This window comes from Pseudoxanthomonas sp. SGNA-20 (assembly GCF_003931635.1).
Lineage (GTDB): Bacteria > Pseudomonadota > Gammaproteobacteria > Xanthomonadales > Xanthomonadaceae > Pseudoxanthomonas.
Genome location: NZ_RRYK01000001.1, coordinates 268136 through 290508 on the forward strand (window position 1 = coordinate 268136; position 22373 = coordinate 290508).

General features: G+C 72.8%; 26 protein-coding genes. 15 read left to right on the plus strand and 11 right to left on the minus strand.

From position 1 onward, the window contains the following. Positions 1-22: 22 nt before the first annotated feature. A complete protein-coding gene (rlmE, locus tag EIM48_RS01170) occupies positions 23-661 on the minus strand; it encodes a 23S rRNA (uridine(2552)-2'-O)-methyltransferase RlmE (protein ID WP_019399872.1) in 639 nt (212 codons plus the stop codon). Between the two features lie 83 nt (positions 662-744). On the opposite strand from rlmE, the gene yhbY reads away from it, so the two are divergent. Together yhbY and EIM48_RS01180 are read left to right on the plus strand one after the other, a co-directional pair. Then, complete coding sequence (gene yhbY / locus EIM48_RS01175) at positions 745-1050, plus strand: ribosome assembly RNA-binding protein YhbY (protein ID WP_028915862.1); 306 nt, start codon at positions 745-747, stop codon at positions 1048-1050. A 19-nt stretch (positions 1051-1069) separates the two neighbouring features. Then, the gene (locus tag EIM48_RS01180) at positions 1070-1444 is read left to right on the plus strand and encodes an Mth938-like domain-containing protein (RefSeq protein WP_125110918.1); all 375 of its coding nucleotides are present in this window, start codon (positions 1070-1072) and stop codon (positions 1442-1444) included. Between the two features lie 353 nt (positions 1445-1797). On the opposite strand, the gene EIM48_RS01185 is transcribed toward EIM48_RS01180, so the two are convergent. Genes EIM48_RS01185 through surE form a run of 4 tightly spaced genes read right to left on the minus strand, consistent with a single transcriptional unit; the run spans position 1798 to position 4700 of the window. Continuing rightward, on the minus strand, positions 1798-2544 hold the full coding sequence (locus tag EIM48_RS01185) for a peptidoglycan DD-metalloendopeptidase family protein (protein ID WP_232211040.1): 747 nt from the start codon (positions 2542-2544) through the stop codon (positions 1798-1800). A gap of 56 nt (positions 2545-2600) precedes the next feature. Beyond that, entirely contained in the window at positions 2601-3215 is a 615-nt protein-coding gene (locus tag EIM48_RS01190) for a YqaA family protein (protein WP_019399868.1), read from the minus strand. Between the two features lie 4 nt (positions 3216-3219). Then, positions 3220-3909 carry a protein-L-isoaspartate(D-aspartate) O-methyltransferase gene (locus EIM48_RS01195; protein WP_125110919.1) on the minus strand — a complete coding sequence of 230 codons (690 nt, stop codon included), beginning with the start codon at positions 3907-3909 and terminating at the stop codon, positions 3220-3222. Further along, positions 3906-4700 (minus strand): 5'/3'-nucleotidase SurE, encoded by a 795-nt coding sequence (gene surE / locus EIM48_RS01200; protein WP_019399866.1) that lies wholly within the window; start codon positions 4698-4700, stop codon positions 3906-3908. The genes EIM48_RS01195 and surE overlap by 4 nt, the downstream gene beginning before the upstream one ends. Before the next feature lie 90 nt (positions 4701-4790). Here surE and EIM48_RS01205 point away from each other — a divergent pair, with 90 nt between their 5' ends. Genes EIM48_RS01205 through EIM48_RS01230 form a run of 6 tightly spaced genes read left to right on the plus strand, consistent with a single transcriptional unit; the run spans position 4791 to position 9554 of the window. Next, positions 4791-5318, plus strand: coding sequence for a Smr/MutS family protein (locus tag EIM48_RS01205; RefSeq protein ID WP_019399865.1), 528 nt, complete (start codon positions 4791-4793; stop codon positions 5316-5318). A 47-nt stretch (positions 5319-5365) separates the two neighbouring features. Further along, positions 5366-6391 carry a UDP-3-O-(3-hydroxymyristoyl)glucosamine N-acyltransferase gene (gene lpxD / locus EIM48_RS01210; protein ID WP_026010778.1) on the plus strand — a complete coding sequence of 342 codons (1026 nt, stop codon included), beginning with the start codon at positions 5366-5368 and terminating at the stop codon, positions 6389-6391. After that, the gene (gene fabZ, locus EIM48_RS01215; RefSeq protein ID WP_019399863.1) at positions 6388-6846 is read left to right on the plus strand and encodes a 3-hydroxyacyl-ACP dehydratase FabZ; all 459 of its coding nucleotides are present in this window, start codon (positions 6388-6390) and stop codon (positions 6844-6846) included. Before lpxD ends, fabZ begins: the two co-directional genes overlap by 4 nt. A 13-nt stretch (positions 6847-6859) precedes the next feature. After that, a complete protein-coding gene (gene lpxA, locus EIM48_RS01220; RefSeq protein ID WP_019399862.1) occupies positions 6860-7648 on the plus strand; it encodes an acyl-ACP--UDP-N-acetylglucosamine O-acyltransferase in 789 nt (262 codons plus the stop codon). A gap of 5 nt (positions 7649-7653) precedes the next feature. Next, on the plus strand, positions 7654-8856 hold the full coding sequence (gene lpxB, locus EIM48_RS01225) for a lipid-A-disaccharide synthase (protein WP_232207945.1): 1203 nt from the start codon (positions 7654-7656) through the stop codon (positions 8854-8856). Between the two features lie 32 nt (positions 8857-8888). Beyond that, on the plus strand, positions 8889-9554 hold the full coding sequence (locus EIM48_RS01230; RefSeq protein ID WP_232211041.1) for a ribonuclease HII: 666 nt from the start codon (positions 8889-8891) through the stop codon (positions 9552-9554). A gap of 66 nt (positions 9555-9620) precedes the next feature. Here the strand turns inward: EIM48_RS01230 and EIM48_RS01235 are convergent, their stop codons facing one another. Beyond that, positions 9621-10100 (minus strand): peptidylprolyl isomerase, encoded by a 480-nt coding sequence (locus tag EIM48_RS01235; RefSeq protein ID WP_028915868.1) that lies wholly within the window; start codon positions 10098-10100, stop codon positions 9621-9623. A 44-nt stretch (positions 10101-10144) separates the two neighbouring features. Here EIM48_RS01235 and EIM48_RS01240 point away from each other — a divergent pair, with 44 nt between their 5' ends. Continuing rightward, positions 10145-10735: a C40 family peptidase gene (locus tag EIM48_RS01240; protein ID WP_125110920.1), complete on the plus strand. Its 591-nt coding sequence runs from the start codon at positions 10145-10147 to the stop codon at positions 10733-10735. A gap of 104 nt (positions 10736-10839) precedes the next feature. After that, on the plus strand, positions 10840-11616 hold the full coding sequence (locus EIM48_RS01245; protein WP_199728365.1) for a C40 family peptidase: 777 nt from the start codon (positions 10840-10842) through the stop codon (positions 11614-11616). Between the two features lie 141 nt (positions 11617-11757). On the opposite strand, the gene EIM48_RS01250 is transcribed toward EIM48_RS01245, so the two are convergent. Then, positions 11758-13032, minus strand: coding sequence for a dicarboxylate/amino acid:cation symporter (locus EIM48_RS01250; protein WP_125110921.1), 1275 nt, complete (start codon positions 13030-13032; stop codon positions 11758-11760). Between the two features lie 203 nt (positions 13033-13235). Here EIM48_RS01250 and EIM48_RS01255 point away from each other — a divergent pair, with 203 nt between their 5' ends. Beyond that, entirely contained in the window at positions 13236-14930 is a 1695-nt protein-coding gene (locus EIM48_RS01255) for an alkaline phosphatase (protein ID WP_125110922.1), read from the plus strand. Positions 14931-15002: 72 nt separating this feature from the next. On the opposite strand, the gene EIM48_RS01260 is transcribed toward EIM48_RS01255, so the two are convergent. Further along, positions 15003-15458, minus strand: coding sequence for a CopD family protein (locus EIM48_RS01260; protein WP_028915871.1), 456 nt, complete (start codon positions 15456-15458; stop codon positions 15003-15005). 259 nt (positions 15459-15717) lie between these two features. On the opposite strand from EIM48_RS01260, the gene EIM48_RS01265 reads away from it, so the two are divergent. Then, on the plus strand, positions 15718-16308 hold the full coding sequence (locus EIM48_RS01265; RefSeq protein ID WP_028915872.1) for a class I SAM-dependent methyltransferase: 591 nt from the start codon (positions 15718-15720) through the stop codon (positions 16306-16308). Positions 16309-16311: 3 nt separating this feature from the next. On the opposite strand, the gene EIM48_RS01270 is transcribed toward EIM48_RS01265, so the two are convergent. The 3 genes from EIM48_RS01270 to pdxH are packed head-to-tail and all read right to left on the minus strand — an operon-like array spanning position 16312 to position 18160. Further along, positions 16312-17109, minus strand: coding sequence for a helical backbone metal receptor (locus EIM48_RS01270; RefSeq protein ID WP_019399853.1), 798 nt, complete (start codon positions 17107-17109; stop codon positions 16312-16314). Further along, the gene (aac(6'), locus tag EIM48_RS01275) at positions 17109-17561 is read right to left on the minus strand and encodes an aminoglycoside 6'-N-acetyltransferase (RefSeq protein ID WP_028915873.1); all 453 of its coding nucleotides are present in this window, start codon (positions 17559-17561) and stop codon (positions 17109-17111) included. The genes EIM48_RS01270 and aac(6') overlap by 1 nt, the downstream gene beginning before the upstream one ends. After that, positions 17558-18160 (minus strand): pyridoxamine 5'-phosphate oxidase, encoded by a 603-nt coding sequence (gene pdxH, locus EIM48_RS01280; protein WP_019399851.1) that lies wholly within the window; start codon positions 18158-18160, stop codon positions 17558-17560. Before pdxH ends, aac(6') begins: the two co-directional genes overlap by 4 nt. 39 nt (positions 18161-18199) lie before the next feature. Here pdxH and EIM48_RS01285 point away from each other — a divergent pair, with 39 nt between their 5' ends. The 3 genes from EIM48_RS01285 to EIM48_RS01295 all read left to right on the plus strand — a co-directional run bounded on the left by EIM48_RS01285 (position 18200) and on the right by EIM48_RS01295 (position 22336). Continuing rightward, positions 18200-19024, plus strand: a complete 825-nt coding sequence (locus EIM48_RS01285) for a kinase (RefSeq protein ID WP_125076076.1) — start codon at positions 18200-18202, stop codon at positions 19022-19024. Between the two features lie 295 nt (positions 19025-19319). After that, the gene (locus EIM48_RS01290) at positions 19320-21665 is read left to right on the plus strand and encodes a PAS domain-containing sensor histidine kinase (RefSeq protein WP_125110923.1); all 2346 of its coding nucleotides are present in this window, start codon (positions 19320-19322) and stop codon (positions 21663-21665) included. A 32-nt stretch (positions 21666-21697) separates the two neighbouring features. Beyond that, positions 21698-22336, plus strand: coding sequence for a response regulator (locus EIM48_RS01295; protein ID WP_125110924.1), 639 nt, complete (start codon positions 21698-21700; stop codon positions 22334-22336). Positions 22337-22373 lie beyond the last annotated feature (37 nt).

Sequence of the window (22373 nt, forward strand, 5' to 3'; positions counted from 1 at the left end):
TGCCGCCGGCGTCCGGGCCAGCTTACTTCATCTGTGCCAGCTTGCCCTGGCCGAGGGCATAGACTTCCGGCGAACGCTTGCGCGAGGCCGCCGGCTTGCGGATCGCCACCTTGGCGTAGCGGCGCCGCAGCTGGCGCACGTACTCGTCGAACCCGACTCCCTGGAACAGCTTGATCAGGAAGGCGCCGCCGGGGCGCAGGTGGTTGTCGGCGAAGTCCAGCGCCAGCTCGGCCAGGTACATGGCCCGCGGCTGGTCGACCGCGTCCACGCCACTCATATTGGGGGCCATGTCCGAAAGGACAAGATCCACGGGCTGGCCGTCCAGCAGCGTCTCCAGCTGGGATAAGACGGCATCCTCCCTGAAATCCCCATGAAGGAACTCGACCCCGGCCAGGGGCGGCATCTCCAGGATGTCCAGGGCCACGACCCGGCCGCTGTCGCCCAGGGCCTGGCGCACGTACTGCGACCAGCCGCCCGGGGCGGCGCCGAGGTCGACCACGACCATGCCCGGCCGCAGCAGGCGGTCGCGCTCCAGCAGCTCCTCGAGCTTGTAGGCGGCGCGCGAACGCAGGCCCTCGGCCTGGGCCTTCTTCACGTAGGGATCGGAGAAGTGCTCGCGGAGCCAGCGGTGGCTGCTCTTGCTGCGGGAGCTGCGTGACATGCGATGGGAAGCCGGGCGCGCTGCCCGCGGCGTGACGGGTCGCCATGATACCCTGATCCGCCCGCAAGCCCCTCCGCATCCGCATGTCCGTTGCCCTTACCCCTGCCCAGACCCGTTTCCTCCGTGGCCAGGCCCACAGCCTCAAGGCCCTGATGCAGGTGGGCGGCAAGGGCATCACCCCGGCCCTGGTGGCCGAGCTGGACCAGGTCCTGGAGCGGCACGAGCTGGTCAAGGTGAAGGTCGGCGCCGAGGACCGCGAGGCCCGCGACGCGATGATCGCCGAGCTGGCCGGCCAGACCGGGGCCGCCCTGGTGCAGCGCATCGGGCATACCGTCACGCTGTACCGCCCGTCGAAGGAAGCGCCCGCGATCGTGCTGCCGCGCGCGTAAGCGGCGCCAGGAGCCGTCCATGCAGCTGAGCCACGAACGCCCGGATTACGGGTTCGTCCTGCGCGGGGCCGACGCCACCAGCGCCCGCGTGAACGACCAGGTGCTGACCCGCAGCTTCGCCATTGCCCCGGACCACCTGCTGGAGGACTGGGACGCCCCGGCCTCGGCCGCCGCCCTGGAGCCGGCCCACCTCGCGCCCCTGCTGGCCCTGGAGCCGGAACTGGTGGTGCTGGGCACGGGCGCACGCCAGGTCTTTCCCCCGGCCGCGGCCCTGGCCGCCTGCCTGACCCGCGGCATCGGCATCGAGGCCATGGACAACGCCGCCGCCGCCCGCACCTACAACGTGCTGGCCGGCGAGGGCCGCCGCGTGGTGGTGGCCATGCTGCTGGGCTGAACCGGGCGCACGCGGCTGGCGGGCACGAACGGCCCGCGACGGATCACACGAGGCTGGATCCGGGACGCAGTGCGCCTGGCTTTCAGCCCACCCAAGCCTCGTCCTGCGCCCTCCTGAAGCCACTGGGTCCCGGCTTTCGCCGGGACGACGGAGCCTGCCGGGCCGGGGATCCGCCCCTGCGTGCCAGCTGCGCGTGTTACTTCTTCGGCAGGTAGAGAAGCGGATCCACGGGTTTTCCGTTGTAGCGGGTCCGGGGCGCGCGCTTGCGATCCGCCAGGGTCGCGCGCGGACCGGACGCCCGGCGCATGCAGGCGCCGGGCTGGGGATCCGCCCCTGCGTGCCAGCTGCGCCGGTTACCTCTTCGGCAGGTACAGCTGCGGATCGACCGGCTTGCCGTTGTAGCGGATCTCGAAATGCAGCTTGTCCCGGTCGGTGCCGGTACGGCCCATTTCCGCGATCTGCTGCCCGGCCTTCACCGCCTGGCCTTCGGCCACCAGGCGCTTGCGGTTGTGGCCGTAGGCCGACAGCCACTGCTCGTTGTGCTTGACGATGATCAGCTCGCCATAGCCGACCAGGCCGGCGCCGGAATACACCACCACGCCGTCGGCAGCGGCATTGACCGCCTGGCCGCTGCTGCCGGCGATGTCGATGCCCTGGCGGGTGGCATTGCCCTCGACGAAGGTGGCGATGACCACGCCCTGCGCCGGCCACTGCCAGCGGATGCCACTGGCCACCGGGGCCGCGGCCGGCCGCTGCGCGCCGGAGGTGCCGGTGGAGGCGGCCGGGGCCTGGGCCTGCGTCCGCGTCCCGCCGCTGCTGGCGGTGGTGCCGGAGGCGGCAGGCTTGCTGCTGCCGCTGCCGGCGCCCAGGGCCAGGCGCTGGCCTGGGTAGATGGTGTACGGCGGGGCCAGGTTGTTCCAGCGCGCCATGTCCGCCACCGTGGTGTTGTGGCGGCGGGCGATGGAATAAAGCGTGTCCCCGCGCTGGACCACCACGGACTTGCCGGGCTGGCCCTTCGAGGAGGCCGCGGCCTGCCCGGCGCTCGTGCCTCCGGACTGGGGCGTGCGCACCACGGTGCTCTTGGCGCAGGCGGCCAGCATGGCCAGCAGCACCAGCGCGGCCAGCAGGCGCGCGAACGGGGTCAGACCCTCGGGTTTCATGCGAACTTCGCCCTCCACACAAGCACGGCCACCGCGGCGGCGACCAGCGCGGTCGCGACCCACCCCAGCGGCTCGATCCAGCGCCGCAGCGCCTCGGCCGCGCGCGCGCCGCCGAAGCGGATCGCCGCCGCCAGCAGGTACACGCGCTTGCCGCGCCCGACCAGCATGCTCAGGAAATACGGCAGCAACGGCACCCCGACGATACCCGAGGCCCACGTGAAGACCTTCATCGGGATCGGCATGAACCCGCCCAGCACCAGGAACCAGAACACCGCCCAGGGCGACTCCACCATCTTCGCCTGGATCGTGGCGATGCCCTCCTCGATCTTCGAGAGCATGCCCATCCATTCCAGCAGCGGCTTGACCGCCTCGAAGGCGAAGTGGCCCAGGGCGTAGCCGACCATGGCGCCGGCCATCGAGCCGGCCAGGCTCAGGCTGGCGAACCGCCAGCCCCGCTTCGGCTGGGCCACGCACATCGGCGCCAGCATCACCTCCGGCATCACCGGGAAGAAGATGGCCTCGATGAAGCTGAGGACGGTCAGGTAGGTCGGGGCGCGGGGATGGGCGGCCCAGCTCAGGGCGCGGTCGTAGAGGGGGCCGAATACCTGCATGCGCTCAGTCCAGGGTTCCTGCCAGCAGCGGCACGAACACCACCGGCGCCAGCGTCTGTTCTTCGATCGATCCATCCGGCCGCTTGGCCAGCCGCAGCAGCGACTGCGCCGAGGCGCCACCCACCGGCGCCACCAGGACGCCGCCTACCGCCAGCTGGTCCAGCAGCGCCTGGACCAGGGCCGGGGCGGCAGCGGTGACCAGGATCGCATCGTACGGGCCGTGCTCGGCCCAGCCCACCCGGCCGTCATCGTGCTTGCTGCGCACGTTCAGGCCCAGGGCGCGGAAGCGCCGGCGCGCCTGCCGCAGCAGTTCGCCGATGCGCTCGACCGTGTACACCTCCAGCCCCAGCGCGGCCAGGATCGCCGCCTGGTAGCCGGAACCGGTACCGATCTCCAGCACCCTCTTCGGCTGCGCCGCCAGGATCGCCTCGGTCATGCGCGCCACCACCCAGGGCTGGGAGATGGTCTGGCCGTGGCCGATCGGCAGCGCGGTGTCCTCGTAGGCGCGGCTGGCCAGGGCCTCGTCCACGAACAGGTGGCGCGGCACCACGCGCACCGCGTTGAGCACGTTCTCGTCGGTGATGCCGCCGTTGGCGCCGCCCTCGCGCAGGCGCTGGACCAGGCGGTCGCGCACGCGCTGGGAGGTCATGCCGACCCCGACGGCCTCCGGCTGCAGGCGCAGGCGCGGGGTCACGCCGAGGCCTCCGGGTCGTTGCCTGCCAGCGCCGCGGTCAGGCCGCCGACCCAGCCGGCGACCTTCTCCAGCGCCTGGTAGCGGGTCAGGTCGACGTGGATCGGGGTGATCGAGATGTGCCCGGTGCGCACGGCGTGGAAGTCGGTGCCAGGGCCGGCGTCCTGTTCCGGGCCGGCCGGGCCGATCCAGTACACGGTGCGGCCGCGCGGATCGGGCTGGGCCACGCAGGCCTCGGCGCGGTGGCGGTTGCCCAGGCGGGTGACCTCGAAGCCGCGCAGCGCGTCCCAGGCCAGGTCCGGCACGTTGACGTTGAGGATGGTGTCGGCCGGCAGCGGGTCGGCCTTCAGCCGCGCCACGATCTCCACCGCCGCGCGCGCCGCGGTCTCGTAGTGCTTCGCCTCGTGGTTGCGCGTGTCCAGCGACACCGCCACCGCCGGCAGGCCGAGGAAGCGGCCTTCCATCGCCGCCGACACGGTGCCGGAATAGATGACGTCGTCGCCCAGGTTGGCGGTGTTGTTGATCCCGGAGACCACGATGTCCGGCTCGAACTCGAACATGCCGGTCAGGGCCAGGTGCACGCAGTCGGTCGGCGTACCGGCCACCGAGCAGGTGTAGTGGTCGAGCCGCTTGACCCGGATCGGCAGGTCCAGGGTGAGCGAATTGCTCGCGCCGGACCGGTCGCGGTCGGGCGCCACCACATAGACCTCGTGCCCCGCGTCGCGCAGCCCCTGGGCCAGGGCGTGGATGCCGGGGGCATCGACGCCATCGTCGTTGCTAACCAGTACGCGCATGGGCTTCCTCGAAAACGACCCGATGATACCGGAAGCGTCGCGCCCGTCGCCCGGCAGCGGTTCGCAGTGCGGCTGCGCTACCCTTCGCCAATGCACGAGGATGAAGACGATGCCGCCCTGTTCCGCGCCGCGGTCGGCAAGGTGGACCCGCTGCGGACCGACGCCGCGCCGCCGCCGGAACGGCCGCGGCCGCGTCCGGCCGTGCGCCGCGAGGACGACGGCGGCGACGCGCGCGGCATGGCCGGACTGCTCGCCGGGTCGCCGGATGCGGTGCTGTTGCGCGGCGATGCCAGCGCGTTCCGCCGCGAGCGGGTCAACGCGCGCGACTGGCAACGCCTGCGCCGCGGCCAGTTCGCCGCCCAGGACGAACTGGACCTGCACGGCGCCAGCGCGCTGGAGGCGGAGATGCTGGTGGCGCGCTTCCTGGCCGAATCGCTGGACGCCGGCTTCGGCTGCGTGCGCATCGTCCACGGCAAGGGCGGCGCCGGCGGCGTGCCGGTGCTGAAGAACCTGGTCGACCGCCTGCTGCGCCAGCGCGGCGAGGTGCTGGCCTTCCATTCCGCGCCGCCGGCCCAGGGCGGCACCGGCGCGCTGCTGGTGCTGCTGTCGCGGCGCTGAGCCCGGGCGGAGCCGGGGCACTTGCCGGGGACGCTAGAATGCGCGCCATGGACCATCCCGAATTCACCGCCGCCGCCCTGGCCGAGCGCTTCTCGCTGCAGCTGCAGGGCGACGGCGCCACGCCCGTGCGCGGCGTCGCCACCCTCGCCAGCGCCGGCCCCGGCCAGCTGGCCTTCCTCGCCAACCCGCGCTACCGCGGCCAGCTCGCCACCACCGCCGCCGCGGTGGTGGTGGTGCGCGCCGAGGACGCCGGGGACGTACGCGGCACCGCGCTGATCGCGCGCGACCCGTACGTGGCCTTCGCCCGCATCTCCGCCCTGTTCGAGCGGGTGCCGGCGCGCGCGCCCGGCATCCATCCCAGCGCGGTGGTCGATCCGACCGCCGAGGTCTCGCCGGACGCGCATATCGGCCCGTTCGTTTCCATCGGCGCCCGGTCGAAGGTCGCCGCCGGCTGCGTGGTCGGCCCCGGCTGCGTCATCGGCGACGACTGCGAACTGGGCGAAGGCTGCGAGCTGCAGGCCCGGGTGACGCTGTACACCCGCGTGCGCCTGGGCAAGCGCGTGCGCATCCTCCCTGGCGCGGTGCTGGGCGCGGCCGGCTTCGGCCTGGCCATGGACGCCGGCCACTGGGTCAACGTGCCGCAGCTGGGCGGCGTGGTGGTCGGCGACGACTGCGAGATCGGCGCCAACAGCTGCATCGACCGCGGCGCGCTGGACGACACCGTCCTCGAGGAGGACGTGCGCATCGACAACCTGGTCCAGATCGGCCACAACGTGCGCATCGGCGCGCACACCGCCATGGCCGGCTGCTCGGCCGCGGCCGGCAGCGCGAAGATCGGCCGCTATTGCCTGGTCGGCGGCGGCGCCGGCATCCTCGGCCACCTCGAGGTGGCCGACAAGGTGCTGGTCACGGCCATGTCGCTGGTCACCCATTCCATTCGCGAGCCGGGCGAGTACTCCTCCGGCACCCCGCTAACCGACAACCGCACCTGGCGGAAGAACGCCGCCCGGTTCAAGCAACTGGACGCGCTGGCGCGCCGCGTCATCGCCTCCTCCCAGGGAAGCCCCGAATGAACGAAACCGTGCAGTTGCCCATCGACGTCACCACCATCCGGACGCTGATTCCGCACCGCTATCCGTTCCTCCTGGTCGACCGGGTCGACGAGCTGGACATCGAGGGCAAGCGCATCGTCTGCCGCAAGAACGTCTCGATCAACGAGCCCTACTTCCAGGGCCACTTCCCGGGCCAGCCGATCATGCCCGGCGTGCTGATCATCGAGGCCCTGGCCCAGGCCGGCGGCGTGCTGACCCAGCTGTCCATGGGCCGCGACGCGCAGTCCAAGCTGTTCTACATGGTCAAGGTCGAGAACGCCCGCTTCAGCAAGCAGGTGGTGCCCGGCGACGTGCTGGAGCTGCACGTGTGCGTCAAGCGCGTGATCCGCAACATGGCCGTGTACTACGGCGAAGCCAAGGTCGACGGCGAGGTAGTCGCATGCGCCGAGGTGCTGTGCGCCGGCACCCGCGAGTGACCAGGAAACTTCCATGAACGACAAGGCCCGGATCCATCCCACCGCCGTGATCGATCCCTCCGCCCGCCTGGGCGAGGGCGTCAGCGTCGGCGCCTACACCGTGATCGGCCCGGAGGTCGAAATCGGCGACGGCTGCCAGATCGGCCCGCACTGCAGCTTCACCGGGCCCACCCGGATCGGCCGCGAGAACCGCTTCATCGGCCATTGCGCGATCGGCGGCGAACCGCAGGACAAGAAGTTCGCCGGCGAGCGCACCGAGCTGGTGATCGGCGACCGCAACGTGTTCCGCGAGTTCGTCACCGTCAACCGCGGCACCGGCGGCGGCGGCGGCGTCACCCGCATCGGCAACGACAACTGGCTGCTGGCCTACAGCCACGTCGCCCACGACTGCATCGTCGGCAACAACTGCGTGTTCTCCAACAACACCACCCTGGCCGGCCACGTCACCGTGGGCGACTGGGTGATCATCAGCGGCTTCGCCGGTGCCCACCAGTTCTGCCGCATCGGCGACCACGCCTTCCTCGGCATGGGCGCGCTGGTCAACGGCGACGTGCCGCCGTTCACCATGGTCGGCGGCAACTCGCTGGGGCGCCCGCGCGGCATCAACAGCGAGGGCCTCAAGCGCCGTGGCTTCGCGCCCGAGCGCATCGCCGCGATCAAGCGCGCCTACCGCACCCTGTACGTGGCCGGGCTGCCGCTGGCCGAGGCCCGCGAGCAGCTCGGCGTGCAGGCCCAGGCCAGCGACGACGTGCGCCAGCTGCTTGAGTTCATCGACGGCGGCGAGCGTCCCCTGCTGCGCTGATGGCCATGCCCGCGCCCGCCCCCGCAGTCCGCACCCGCGGCGGCCTGGCCCCGCGGATCCTGCTGGTCGCCGGCGAAGCCTCCGGCGACGGCCTCGGCGCCGGCCTGGTCGAGGCCCTGCGCCGGCGCTACCCGGACGCCAGGTTCGCCGGGATCGGCGGCGACGCCATGCGCCGCGCCGGCGTGGAGACCTGGTACGACGCCAGCGAGCTGGCGGTGATGGGCCTGGCCGAGGTGCTGCGCCACCTGCCGCGGCTGCTGAAGCTGCGTGGCGAGCTGCGCAGCCGCGGCCTGGCCTGGGGCCCGGACGTGGTCGTGGGCATCGACGCCCCGGACTTCAACCTCGGCCTGGAGCGCTGGTTCCGCCAGCGCGGCGTACCGGCCGTGCACTACGTCAGCCCCTCGGTCTGGGCCTGGCGCGAGAAGCGCGCCGGGAAGATCGGCGCCAGCGCCGACCGCGTGCTGTGCCTGTTCCCGATGGAGCCGGCGATCTACGCCCGCCATGGCGTGGACGCGCGCTTCGTCGGCCACCCGATGGCCGACGCCATGCCGCTGCACCCGGACCGTGCCGGCGCCCGCGCGCGCCTGGGCCTGCCAGTGGACGCGCCGGTACTGGCGGTGCTGCCGGGCAGCCGCCTCGGGGAGATCGGCCGCCTGGGCGACACCTTCCTGCGCGCGGCCTGGCAGGTCAGCGAGGTGCTCAAGCCGCTGCACGTGGCGATCCCGGCCGCCAACGCCGCCGGCCGCGAACTGCTCCAGCAGCAGCTGCGGCGCTCGCCGCTGCGCTCCAGCCACACCCACCTGTTCGACGGCCGCGCGCGCGACGTGCTCGCCGCCGCCGACGTGGTCCTGCTGGCCTCCGGCACCGCCACCCTGGAGGCCATGCTGTCCAAGCGGCCAATGGTGGTCGGCTATCGCGTCTCGCCGCTGACCTACCGCATCGTCAAGGCGCTGGGCCTGCTCAAGGTCGAGCGCTACGCCCTGCCCAACGTGCTGGCGGGCAAGGACCTGGCCCCGGAACTGATGCAGGACGACTGCACCCCCGACGCGCTGGCGGCGGCGGTGCTGCACTGGTTCAACCAGCCGGACGCGATCCAGGCGCTGCTGCCGGAGTACGAACGCCTGCACCGGGAATTGCGCCGCGATGCCTCGGCCTCGGCGGCCGACGCCATCGCCGAGCTGCTCGGCGGCCACGGGGGCGCGGCATGAGCCGGCGCGCCCTGCGCGTGGCCCGCAGCTTCATGCCCGAGGGGGCCGACGGCGGGCTGTTCCCGATCGACCGCAGGCAGCTGCGCGTGGCCGGCGTGGACGAGGCCGGGCGCGGCCCGCTGGCCGGCCCGGTGGCGGTGGCCGCGGTGGTGCTGGATCCGCGCCGGCGCATCCGCGGCCTGGACGATTCCAAGAAGCTCAGCCACGCCCAGCGCGAGGACCTGTACCCGCGCATCGTCGAGCGCGCCCTGGCCTGGCACGTGGAGCTGGTCCCGGTCGAGGAGATCGACCGCCTGAACATCCTGCAGGCGACCCTGGAGGGCATGCGCCGCTGCGTGCTGGCGCTGGGCGAACACGCCCAGCTGGCGCGGATCGACGGCAACATGCTGCCGCGCTCGCTGCCGTGCATGGCCGAGGCGATCGTCGGCGGCGACGCCCTGGAGCCGGCGATCATGGCCGCCTCGATCCTGGCCAAGGTCAGCCGCGACCGGCTGATGTGCCAGCTGCACGAGGAATTCCCGGTCTACGGCTTCCACGAGCACAAGGGCTACGCCACCCCCGCGCACCTGGCGGCGCTGGCCAGCCACGGCCCCTGCGTGCACCACCGCCGCAGCTTCGCGCCGGTGCGGCAGGCGGCCGGCGAACAGGTCCCGGCCCCGGCCGAGGCCGTCCAGCCCGGCGACCTGGCGCTGGCCTGACCCCTGCGGCCCGGCCGGCGCGGCAAACGAAACGGCCCGCGTGAGCGGGCCGTTTGCATGTGGCGCTTAGTGGTGGTGGCCGCCGTCGCCGTGCACGTGCCCGTGCTCGACCTCCTCGGCGCTGGCCTCGCGCACCTCGACGATCTCCACGTCGAAGTGCAGGTCCTTGCCCGCCATCGGGTGGTTGAGGTCCACGTCCACCACGCTGTGGCCGACCTTGTGCACGGTCACCGCGCGCGGGCCGAAGTTGGTCTGCAGCACCACCTGCATGCCCGGGGCCAGCCTGGTATTGCCGAAGTGCTTCTTCGGGATGCGCTGGGTCAGGCCCTCGCGGCGCTCGCCGTAGGCCTCGGCCGCCGGGACGTCGACGCTGAAGCTGTCGCCGGCCTGCTTGTCCATCATCGCCTGCTCCAGGCCGGGGATGATGTTGCCGTGCCCGATGAGGATCGCGATCGGCTCACGCTCCTTCGAGCTCTCCAGCGGCTCCTGGCCGACCTCGGAGACGGTGTAGTGGAAACGGACGACGCGGTCTTTTTCGATCTTCATGCGGAACTCGGGAATGGCTGCCGGCGGCAGCAGGGGTGGGCGGCTTGCCGGCCGCGGGAACCGCGGCCATGATGGCCGCCGTGAGGAAAGCCCCGCATTATCCCGTCCCCATCCCCTCGTTGCCAGCCGTGGCATGGGGTGCCCTGGCGGCGGTGGTGCTGCTTGCCGCCGGCTGCGGCGGCGGCAAGACCACCCGCCCTTCCGCCCAGGCCCCGGTGCAGACCCGCCACTGGCCGCAGGTCGCCCCGGCCAACCCGGCGGCGGCCAATGCCGTGGTCCTGCGCGCCCTGAGCCTGGTCGGCACCCCGTACCGCTACGGTGGCAACACCCCGGAGAGCGGTTTCGACTGCAGCGGGCTGGTCAACTACGTCTACCGCGACATGCTGGACCTGCGCCTGCCGCGTACCTCGCGCGAACTGGCCCAGGTCCAGGGCCCGCGGATCGCCCCGGAAAAGCTGGCCGCCGGCGACCTGGTGTTCTTCGGCAGCGGGCGCCAGGTCAACCACGTGGGCATCTACGTCGGCGAAGGCCGCTTCGTCCACGCCCCCACCAGCGGCGGCACCGTCCGCCTGGACCACCTGGACGGCTACTACTGGCGCGACCACTACAGCGGTGCGCGGCGGGTGTTGCGTTGAAACGTGACGCCTATTGGAACGATTCACGGGATTTTAACTTTTTGTGAACATCAACCCGGCGTGAAGCCGGCATCATCCCCCGGTCCTTTTTTCGTAACGACCGCGTGACGACCGAAGCCCGCGCCCTGCGCACTCCTGCCGCCACCCAGGCCCGCTCCCGCGCGCGCCTGCTGTTCCTGCTGTGCACCGTCCTGCCGGTCGCGCCGGCCATGGCCGCGCCCGAGCCGGCGCCGGTGGAGCCGGAGCCGCTGGCCCCGGCCACGATCCTGGAAGTGCCCGCCCCCGTGCCCCAGGCCGTACCGGCCACGGCGGCGGTGCCTGCCGCGGCGGCCGCGCCGCAGGCCGGCGGCCTGCGCGGCAAGGCCGACGCCGCGGCCAGCGCCACCCTGGCGGTGCTGCTGCCCCACCTGTCGCGCAACGACGGCATGCTGCTGGACCGTTCGGCGAATTTCGCCGGCGACGTCAACCGCCTGCTCAACCAGGAGGGCGAACAGGCCGGCGGCAAGCTGGAGCAGGTGGTCAAGGCGGCCATGGGCCTGCTGGGGACCCCGTACCGCTGGGGCGGCTCCGGCCCGGACGGCTTCGACTGCAGCGGCCTGGTCAGCTACGTGTTCCGCAACGCCCTGGGCATCGAACTGCCGCGCGCCTCGCGCGACATGGCGACCCGCTCCGACGGCAAGCTGATCCGCAGCCGCGACGAACTGAACCCCGGCGACCTGGTGTTCTTCGGCGCCCGCGGCCGCATCAACCACGTCGGCATCTACGTCGGCAGCGGCCAGTTCCTGCATGCGCCCAGCCGCGGCAAGGACGTGCGCGTGGACAGCCTGGCCTCCGGCTACTGGGGCAGCCGCTTCGTGCAGGCGCGCCGGGTCGAGATCTGACCCATCCCGCACCGCCGTTCCAGCGAAGGCCGCCGCAAGGCGGCCTTCGCCGTTTCCGGACCCGTTCCGCCCTGGCGCGCGCCAGGTACCGCCCGGCACCAATCCCCGGCCTGCGCCGGTAGCGCCGCCAGGCCCGGGGCGCTAGTCGCGCACATCGGTGGGCTCGATCCCGACGTTGCTGGAAGCCCGTTCGTACACCTGGCGGTCCAGCAGCCCGGTTTCCTTGGCCACCAGCACCGGCACCAGCATCTGCCCGGTGACGTTGGTCATCGTCCGCATCATGTCCAGCACCCGGTCGATCGCCACAAGCAGGGCGATGCCCTCCAGCGGCAGCCCGGCGGCGCTGAGCACCAGGGTCACCATCACGATCGCCGTGCCCGGCACCCCGGCGGTGCCGAAGCTGCCCAGCACCGAGGCCAGCAGGATCACGAAGTACTGGTTGGCGCTCAGGTCCAGGCCGAAGTACTGGGCCACGAACACGCTGGTCAGGGCCGGGTAGATCGCGCCGCAGCCGTCCATCTTGATGCTCGCGCCCAGCGGCACGGCGAAGGCGGCGTAGTCCTTGTCCACGCCCAGGTTGTGGGTGGCGCAGCGCATCGCCACCGGCATCGAGGCGAAGCTGGAGGAACTGACGAAGGCCACCTGCATGCCCGCGGCCGCGCCGCGGAAGAACTTCAGCGGATTGAGTCCATGCGCCAGCAGCAGACCGCCGTAGCCCAGCACGATGTGCAGGGCGCAGGCCAGGTACAGGGCGAACACGAAGGTGCCCAGCGGCAGCAGCTTCTCGAACCCGTAGCTGCCGACCAGTCCGGCGATCAGGCCGAAGGTACCCAGCGGGGTCATCTCCAGCACGAAGCGGGTGACCTGGACCATGGCGTCGCTGGCCTCGCCCACCAGCGCGCGCAGGCGCGCGGTCTTCTCGCCCAGCTTGACCAGGGCGAAGCCCAGCAGGCCGGCGAAGAAGATCACCTGCAGGATCTTGCCCTCGGCCAGGGCCTTGAACGGGTTGGTCGGGACCACGTCCAGCAGCACCTGCACCGGGGTCGGCACCTCGCGCGGGGTGTAGTCGGCGGGCATCTCCAGCCCGCTGAGCCCGGTGCCGGGCTTGAGCACCAGGCCCACCGCCAGGCCCACGCACACCGCCAGCGCCGCGGTGGCGGCGAACCACGCGAAGGTGCGCCCCCCCAGCGCCGCCACCGACTTCTGGCCGTGCAGCGAGGCCACCGCGTTGACCACCGCGAACAGCACCAGCGGCACCGCGATCATGCGGATCAGGTTGACGTAGACCGTGCCCAGCGGGCCCAGCCAGGTCTGCGCCGCCGGGCCCAGCAGCCAGCCGGCCAGGGCGCCGAGCACGAAGCCGCCAAGCACGCGCTGCCAGAAGGGAATGGCCAGCCAGGCCTTGACCAGGTTCATCTGCAATCCGGGATGCTGCAATGGCGGAACGATACCCGGATGCAACCGGGCTGGCGATGCTGCCACTGGAACGCCGATATGTCATAGGCACGACATTGGCAACGTCCGATAATGCGCGCCCCACCCACCACGCACGCACCGTGGCCGTGGCCGCGCGCCAGCGCGGACCTGGCGCGGCCACCTGCGCCGATTCCGGACCCGCAATGCCCCGTCATACCCGCGCCCTGCCCCTGGCCCTGCTCTCCGCCCTGCTGCCCGCCGCCTGCGCCAGCACCCCGCCCACGGCTCCTGCGCCGGCCAGCGCACCGCGGGTGCAGGTTCCGGCCATCGCCCATCCCGATGGCGAGACCCCGCAGTGGTGGTACCGCAACGGCGCCGCGGCCGCCGCGGCCAATGGCGCCATGTCGGGCAAGGCGAAGAACGTCATCCTGTTCCTCGGCGACGGCATGAGCCTGACCACGGTGGCCGCCGCGCGCATCCTCGAGGGCCAGCGCAAGGGCGGCCCGGGCGAGGAGAACCTGCTGAGCTGGGAGCGTTTCCCGCACACCGCCTTCAGCAAGACCTACAACGTCGACGCGCAGACGCCGGACTCGGCCGGCACCATGACCGCCATCACCACCGGCGTGAAGACCCACATGGGCGCGATCGGCGTGTCCGCCGGCAAGCGCAACGACTGCGCCGACAGCCTCGGCAAGCAGCGCCTGACCTGGCTGCACCTGGCCGACGCCGCGGGCATGGCCACCGGCATCGTCAGCACCGCGCGCCTGACCCACGCCACCCCGGCCGCGACCTGGGCGCACGCGCCCGACCGCAACTGGGAAAACGACGCGGCCATGCCGGCCGAGGCCCATGCCCAGGGCTGCATCGACATCGCCCGGCAGATGGTCTCCACCCCGTACGGCCCCGGCCCGAAGGTGATGCTCGGCGGCGGCCGCGGCCAGTTCCTGCCGGCCGGCACGCCCGACCCCGAATATCCGGACAAGACCGGCCTGCGCCGCGACGGCCGCGACCTGGTCGCCGAATGGAAGGCCGCCCACCCCGGCGGCGTGTACGTGTGGAACCGGCAGCAGCTGCAGGCCGCGGCCGACGCCCCGGCGGTGCTGGGCCTGTTCGAGCACGACCACATGCAGTTCGAGCACGAGAAGGACCGCGCCGCCGAGCCCACCCTGGCCGAGCTGACCGCCGAGGCGATCCGGCGCCTGTCGCGCGAGCCGGGCGGCTTCGTGCTGATGGTCGAGGGCGCGCGCATCGACCACGCCAACCACCACGGCAACGCCTTCCGCGCCCTGGACGAGACCGTGGCCCTGTCCGAGGCCGTGCGCGTGGCTGCGGAAATGACCTCGCCCGAGGACACCCTGATCCTGGTCACCGCCGACCATTCGCACTCGCTGAACTTCGTCGGCTACCCGGCCCGCGGCAACCCGATCCTCGACAAGGTCCGCGACGCGCCCGGCGAGGACGGCAAGCCCGGCGCCTACGCCCTGGACAACACCGGCCTGCCCTACACCACCCTCAGCTATGCCAACGGCCCCGGCCACACCGGCGCCAGCAACCGCCAGCCGGCCGGTCCGAAGACCTATCCGCACAACCCCTCGTCCTCGCAGCCGGCGCAGGGCCGCCCCGACCTGACCCAGGTCGACACCACCCATCCGGACTACATGCAGGAGGCGCTGGTGCCGCTGAAGTCCGAATCGCACGGCGGCGAAGACGTAGGCATCTGGGCACGCGGCCCGGGCAGCGAGGCGGTGCGCGGCACCCTCGAGCAGAACACGATCTTCCACCTGATCGTGCAGGCCACCCCGAAGCTGCGCGAGCGCCTGTGCGCCGCCGGCACCTGCGACGCCAACGGCGTGCCGGTGGAACTGCCGCAGCCGGAGCAGTTCCGCCGCAAGGACTGAGCCGGAAAACGCGACGGGCCGCTTCCTGCGAAGCGGCCCGCCTGCTTTGCGGGTGTCCGGTCCGGGACCGGCTCAGAACGGCTTGGCCAGCACCAGCCAGACGATGGCCAGCAGCACCAGCACCGGCAGTTCGTTGAACACCCGCAGCGCGCGCGCCGAGGCCAGCGGCTTGCCGGCGGCGGCGTTCTTCAGCCAGCGCCCGGTGAGCACGTAATAGACCACCAGCAGCACGACCAGGGCCAGCTTGGCGTGCAGCCAGCCGGCCGGCGAACCGACCATGGTGGGGAAGCCGCCGACCACGCGGTGGCCCAGCCACAGCACCAGGCCGGCGACGAAGGCCAGCCCGAACATGTTGTGGCCGAAGCGGTACAGGCGGCGCCCCATCAGCAGCAGGCGCGCGCGCACCGCCGCCTGGTCGCCGGCCTCGGCCACGTTGACCAGGATCCGCGGCAGGTAGAACACCGACGACATCCAGGCCACCACGAACAGGATGTGGAAGGACTTCACCCAGAGATAGGCCGAATACATGCGCGTCACCTGCGGTTGGGATGCGCGGATTGTCGGCCATCGCGCGCGCGGCGTCGAACCCGGTGCGTGGCGCGGCATATCGGCTCCGGCCTTGCCGGGGATCCGCCTGCCGGAAGCCGCCGGACCTGCCATCGGCGGGTGTCGCGGGACCGGAACCCCTAAACTGCGGCGCCTGGCGCAAGCGGCGACGGCGACTGCCACGCCCGGTCCCGTCGCTTCGGATTCCGCCTGCGCCCCTCCCCGCCACGCTCCCGAACCCATGACCAAGACCTACGACCGCGCCTACTTCGACCGCTGGTACCGGCAGCACCACATCCAGGACCCGCGCCGGCTCGAGCGCAAGGTGGCGCTGGCGGTGGCCACTGCCGAGTACTACCTGGAGCGCCCCATCCGCACGGTGCTGGACATCGGCTGCGGCGAAGGCGCCTGGCGCGCGCCGCTGCTGAAGCTGCGGCCGAAGGCCAGCTACCTGGGCTTCGATTCCAGCGAGTACGCCGTCGCCCGCCACGGCGCACGCCGCAACCTGCACCTGGCCCGCTTCGGCGATTTCGAATGGCTGCGCCCGTGCGCGCCGGTGGACCTGCTGGTGTGCGCGGACGTGATCCACTACCTGCCCACGCGCGAGCTCGGCCGGGGCCTGCCCGGCCTGGCCGAGCTGTGCGGCGGCGTGGCCTTCCTCGAGGCGTTCACCGCCGAGGACGAATTCGAGGGCGATACCGAAGGCTTCCAGCCGCGCAAGGCCAGCTGGTACCGCAGGAAGTTCCAGCAGGCCGGACTGACCCCGGTCGGTTCCTACTGCTGGCTGGGCCCGCGCATGGCGGCCACTGCCGCCGCACTGGAGCGCGGCTGAGGCTCAGCCGGCGCAGCGCCGCGCCCAGGCATCGAGCACTGCCTCGATCGCCGCCAGGCCATCGGTCAGCGCAGCCGGCCCCGGCTGCAGGACCAGCGGCGAGCGGATCTCGTGCAGCTCGCCGTCGCGCACCGCCGGGATCGCATCCCAGCCCGGGCGCGCGGCGACCTTGTCCGGACGGAACTTCTTGCCGCACCAGGAGCCGAGGATGATGTCCGGCGCGCGCGCCACCACCACCGCCGGATCGGCCAGGATGCGGTCGCGCGCCAGCGGCTGCGCGGACAGCTCCGGGAAGACGTCCTCGCCGCCGGCGATGCGCACCAGCTCCGCCACCCACTGGATGCCGGTGATCAGCGGCTCGTCCCATTCCTCGAAGTAGACGCGCGGCCGCACGCCCCGCTGCTGCGCGCGTTCGCGCGCCGCATCCAGGCCGCGCCGCAGCTCGCCGGCCCAGGCGTCGGCCTTTGCCGCGGCACCGACCAGGGCACCGAGGCGGCGGATGTAGTCGAGGATGCCGTCGACGCTGCGGTGGTTGGCGATCCAGACTTCCACGCCACGCCGCACCAGCTCGGCGGCGATGTCGGCCTGGATGTCGGAGAAGCCGATCGCAAGATCCGGCCTGAGCGCCAGGATCGCCTCGACCCTGGCGCTGGTGAATGCGCTGACCTTGGGCTTCTCGCGCCGCGCCTGCGGCGGGCGCACGGTGAAGCCGCTGATGCCGACGATGCGGTCCTGCTCGCCCAGCGCGTAAAGGGTCTCCGTCGGCTCCTCGGTGAGGCAGACGATGCGGCGCGGCCCCATCACCCCACCCGCTTGCGGAAGTACACCACCCGCTCGGTCTCGACGAAGCCGCAGGCGCGGTGTGCGGCGTGGCTGGCGGTGTTGTCCAGCAGCGCGTCGGAAGCCAGCTCGGTGCAGCCCAGCGCGCGCGTCCAGCCTTCCACCGCGCGCAGCAGGGCGCGGCCCACGCCACGGCCACGCCAGGCCGGCGCCACGTACCAGGCCTCGAGGAAGCCCACCGGTGAACTGGTGGTGCCGTTGACGTAGTCGTGCCGCAGCGAGGCCTCGGCCAGGCCCACCAGTTCGCCGCCGACCTCGGCCACGAACATCCCGCCGTCGGCCGCGTGCAGCAGGTCGGAGGCCTCGCTGGCCAGCAGTTCCGGGTCCACCTCCGGCCACAGCGCGGCGCGCATCCCCGCCCAGGCCGGCAGGTCGGCCTTGCGCGGCGGGCGCACGCGCAGCTGCAGGTTCATGGCTGCAGCATCCGCTTGGACCAGGCGCCGTCCCCGCCGCGCTCGTAGCTCCAGCGCTCGTGCAGGCGGAAGCCGGCGCCGTACCAGAACTCGAACGAACGCGGCACCACCCGGAACCCGCTCCAGCCCGGCGGGCGCGGCACCGGGCCGTCGCGGAAGCGCGCCTCGGCCTCGGCCAGCGCGGCCTCGAACTCGGCGCGCGAGCCCAGGGTCTGCGACTGCCGCGAAGCCCAGGCGCCAAGCTGGCTCATGCGCGGGCGGCTGGCGAAATAGGCATCGGCCTCGGCGGCGTCCACCTGGCCGACCTCGCCTTCGATGCGCACCTGCACGCCCGCCTCGCGCAGGTGCCGCCACAGGAACAGCAGCGCGGCGTGCGGGTTGGCGCGCAGGTCGCGGCCCTTGGGGCTGTCCAGGTGGGTGTAGAACACGAAGCCACGCTCGTCGTGGGCCTTGAGCAGCACCGTGCGCGCGTGGGGCCGGCCCTGGGCGTCGGCGGTGGCCACGGTCATCGCATTGGGATCGGCCATGCCGCTGGCGCGCGCCTCCTCCAGCAGTTGTCCGAAGGTCTGCAGGGCCTCGGCGTACAGCGGATCGGTCATGGCGGCTCCATGCGCGGCAGGGGCCGGTATTGTGGCGCCATGGACAGCGACGCGCACACCGCAGGCTTCCCCGCAGCCCTGGTCCGCGCCGTGCTGGCCTCGGTGCCCGCGCGCCCGGGCCTGCAGGTGCTGGGGATCAGCGGCCTGCAGGGCAGCGGCAAGTCCACCCTGGCCGCGCAGGTGGTGGCGGAGGCCGCCGCCGCCGGGCTGTCCGCCGCCTGCCTGTCGCTGGACGACGTCTACCTGGACCGCGCCGCGCGCCAGCGCCTGGCGGCTGGGGTACACCCGCTGCTGGCCACCCGCGGCCCGCCCGGCACCCACGACCTGGCCCTGGCGCTGGCCACGATCGACGCCCTGCGCGCCGGTCGCACGGTGCCGCTGCCGCGCTTCGACAAGCTGGCCGACGACCGCCTGCCGGCGGAGCGCTGGCCGCGCCCGCAACGACCGCTGGACCTGCTGGTGTTGGAGGGCTGGTGCCTGGGCGTGCCCGCCGAGGACAACGCCGCGCTGGTGGAGCCGGTCAACGCGCTGGAGGCGCGCGAGGACCCGGACGGCACCTGGCGCCGCTACTGCAACACCGCGCTGGCACGCGACTACCCGGCGCTGTGGGCGCGGCTGGACCGGCTGTGGTTCCTGCAGCCGCCGGACTTCCAGGCCGTGTACGCGTGGCGCTGGCAGCAGGAACAGGCGCTGCAGGCCGCCAGCGGCCGCCGCGGCATGGACCGCCCGGCGCTGGAGCGCTTCGTCCAGCACTACGAGCGGGTCAGCCGCCAGGCCCTGCGCACCCTGCCCGGCCTGGCCGACGCGGTGCTCCGGCTCGACCACGCCCGCCGCGTTAAGGATGCGCCCGCGCCGGCAGCGTAGATTGGCCACCGGGCGGCCTGTCCAATTTCGGATTCGTCTGATGGTCGCGTATGCGCGGGGCGCGGGACATTCCTGCCCCATGGGGGAACGGAGCGGTAGCACGGAGCTGGGCCAGCCCGTCGGGCGCCACGGTGCCGGCTGTCCGTCGTGCCGTCCCGCGTCCCCACTGTCCTGGCCGCCCCCTGCCGGAAACGCCCACTCCCCCGGGGCATCCACGATGGCGGCCCGTCCGGGCCCGAGGGCCCGGACGCCTTTTCCCCGCAGCTGCCGCCTGGCCCTCGCCGGCACCGCCCTGATGCCCGGCCCGGTGCTGGCGGCAACGGCGTCCGGCAATACCCCCATCCTCGCCCTTGGCTGCGTCCTCGCCGGCCTGCTTGCCGGCGTGCTGGCGACCCTCGGCTGGCTGGCCTGGCGCCGCCAGCGCCAGCGCCTGCCGGGACTGCCGGACGCGACCGCGCTGCTGGAGGCCGTGCCCTGCGTGGCTTTCCTCAAGGATGGCGACGGTCGCTACCTGGCCGTGAACCAGGCCTTCGAAGCCCACTACCACTGCCGGCGCGAGGACGTGCTCGGCCGCACCCTGGCCACCTCGCGGCAGGTGCACGGCAAGGACGCGGAGGTGCTGATGCAGGCCGAGAGCCGCCTGCACCAGTCCGGCGAGCCGGTCGCCTGCGAGATCGACCACAGCGGCCCCGACGCGGCGCGCAAGCTGCGCCTGCGCCTGCACCCGGTGCGCGGCCGCCACGGCGTCAGCGCGCTGCTGGGCACCCTGGCCGACGTCACCGACCTGTACGAGGCACGCCGCGCCACCGAGGCCGCCACCCATACCGCCGGCACCTTCCTGTCGCTGGTCAGCCACGAGATCCGCACGCCGATCGCCGGCGCCCTGGGCATCGTCGAACTGCTCGCGCACACCCCGCTCAACCAGGAGCAGGTGCACATGCTGGGCATGCTCGAGGAATCGGTGGAAAGCCTGCTGGAGATCATGGGCGACATCCTCGATTTCTCCCGCCTGCAGGCCGGCGAGCTGCAGCTGGACCAGGGCACGTTCGACCTGCGCGACCTGCTGGACGACGTGGTCGCCGCGGCCGCCGCGCCCGCCGCCGAGAAGGGCCTGCGCCTGCATGCCAGCGCCGACCGCCGCCTGGCCGCGGCCTACCGCGGCGACGCCGGGCGCCTGCGCCAGGTATTGGCCTACCTGCTGGCCAGCGCAGTGCGCGCCAGCGGCGGCGGCCAGGTGGAGCTGCAGGCCGAAGTGCTGGCCGATGCCGGCGACGTCCAGCGCCTGCGCCTGTCGGTATCCGACTCCGGCGATGGCGGTGGCGCGCTGCCGATGCCCGCCACCGGCGCTCCGCGCCGCGATGACACCGCGCGTCCCGGCGGCCTGGCGCTGGGCCTGGCGATCTGCCACCACCTGGTCCGGCTGATGCGCGGCGAACTGCTGCTGTCGCGGGTCGAGGGCGAAGGCGGGCTGGCCTGCCTGGAACTGGAACTGCCGGTGGAACGCCCGCGCATGCCGCTGCCCGAGCTGAGCGGGCGGGTGGCGCTGGCCTGCACCCGCGATCCGCGCACCGGCCACGCCCTGGCCCAGGGCCTGGCCGCGCTGGGCCTGCAGCCGCTGGAGGCCACCCCTTCGGGCGTGGAGCAGCTGCATGCCGGCGATGCCGACCTGTTCCTGGTCGACGCGCCGCTGGTACGCGACGGACGCCTGCCGCCGGGCGTGGCCCATGTCTGCCTGCAGGATCCGCGCGAGCCGGCAAATGCCCCGGAAGGCTGCGTGGTGCTGCCGGTGGCGCCGCTGCTGTCGCGCAACCTGGAACGCGCCTGCCGCGCCGCGCTGGCGCTGCCGGAGCCGGAAGCGGCCGGGGTCGCGCCGGTGAGCCGGGCGGCGGTGCGCATCCTGGTTGCCGAGGACCACCCGATCAACCGCGCGGTGATCTCGCGCCAGCTGCAGCGCCTGGGCTACCCGCACGAGGTGGTCGACGACGGCCGCGCGGCGCTGGAGGCGCTGGCGGCGCGGCACTACGACCTGCTGATCACCGATTGCCACATGCCGGAAGTGGACGGCTACGCCCTGGTCCGGCAGTTGCGCCAGGACGAGCGCGAGCGCGGCCTGGCGCGGATCCCGGTCATCGCCCTGTCCGCCAGCGTCCTGCCCGGGCACGTGGGCAAGTGCATGGAGGCCGGGATGGACGATTTCCTGGCCAAGCCGGTGCAGCTGCACGAACTGGAACTGAAGCTGGCGCGCCACCTGCACGTGGCCCCGGTCCCGGCCGAACCGGCGGCCGAGCCGCAGCCGGCCGTCGGCAGCGCGGCCTACCGCCAGCTGGCGCTGCTGATGGACGCGTTCGGCTCGGTGCGCCAGGTGCGCGAGATCCTGCACGGGCTGCTGGAAACCTGCCGCGCCGACCTGGAGGCTCTGGACCAGGCGCTCGCGCGCGGCGACACTCGTACCCAGTCCGAACTGCTGCACCGCATTTCCGGATCGCTGCGGCTGGTCGGCGAACCGCCCGGGGGAGGCGCCCCGGCGGCGCCGGCCACGCCGGCCGCGCGGCGCGAAGCGGTGCTTCGCCACGTGCGCTGGCTGGAGGAACTGCTGCAAAGCCTCGGCCCGCCCGGGCCCGCACTCGCGGCGCGCCGCTGAAGGCGCCACGACCACGGAAAGGTCCGCCCCGAATGAACAAGCTGCGCATCATCCTTGCCGACGACCATCCGGTGGTCCGCGCCGGACTGCGCCTGCTGCTGGAATCCAGCGCGGGCGCCGAGGTCGTGGCCGAGGCCGGCAGTCCGGGCGCGCTGTTCCAGGCCCTCGGCCAGGCCGAGGCCGACCTGCTGCTGACCGACTTCATCATGCCCGGCGGCGACGGTGCCGACGGCCTGGCCATGCTCTCGCGCCTGCGCGCGCACTGGCCGCAGCTGCCGGTGGTGGTGCTGACCATGGCCAACAACGGCAACGTGCTGCAGGCGATCCTCGGCACCGGGGTGCGCGGCCTGCTGGACAAGTCCGACGCGCTGTCCGAGCTGACCGTGGCGATCAGCGCGGTGGCCAACGGACGCCGCTACGTCGGCGCCGGCGTGCGCGCCGCCCTGGACGCGCACCTGCGCAGCGACGCCGGCACGACGCCGCTGTCGCGGCGCGAAACCGAGGTCCTGCGCCTGTTCGCCTCGGGCATGACGGTCTCGGAGATCGCCCGCCACCTCAACCGCAGCGTCAAGACCATCAGCCACCAGAAGGTCGGCGCGATGAACAAGCTGGGCCTGCGCAACGACCTGGAGATCTACGCCTACGCCCGCGAGAACGGCCTGATCCCCTGAGCCAGGCCCGCGGCACCGCAGCCGTGCGCACCACCGC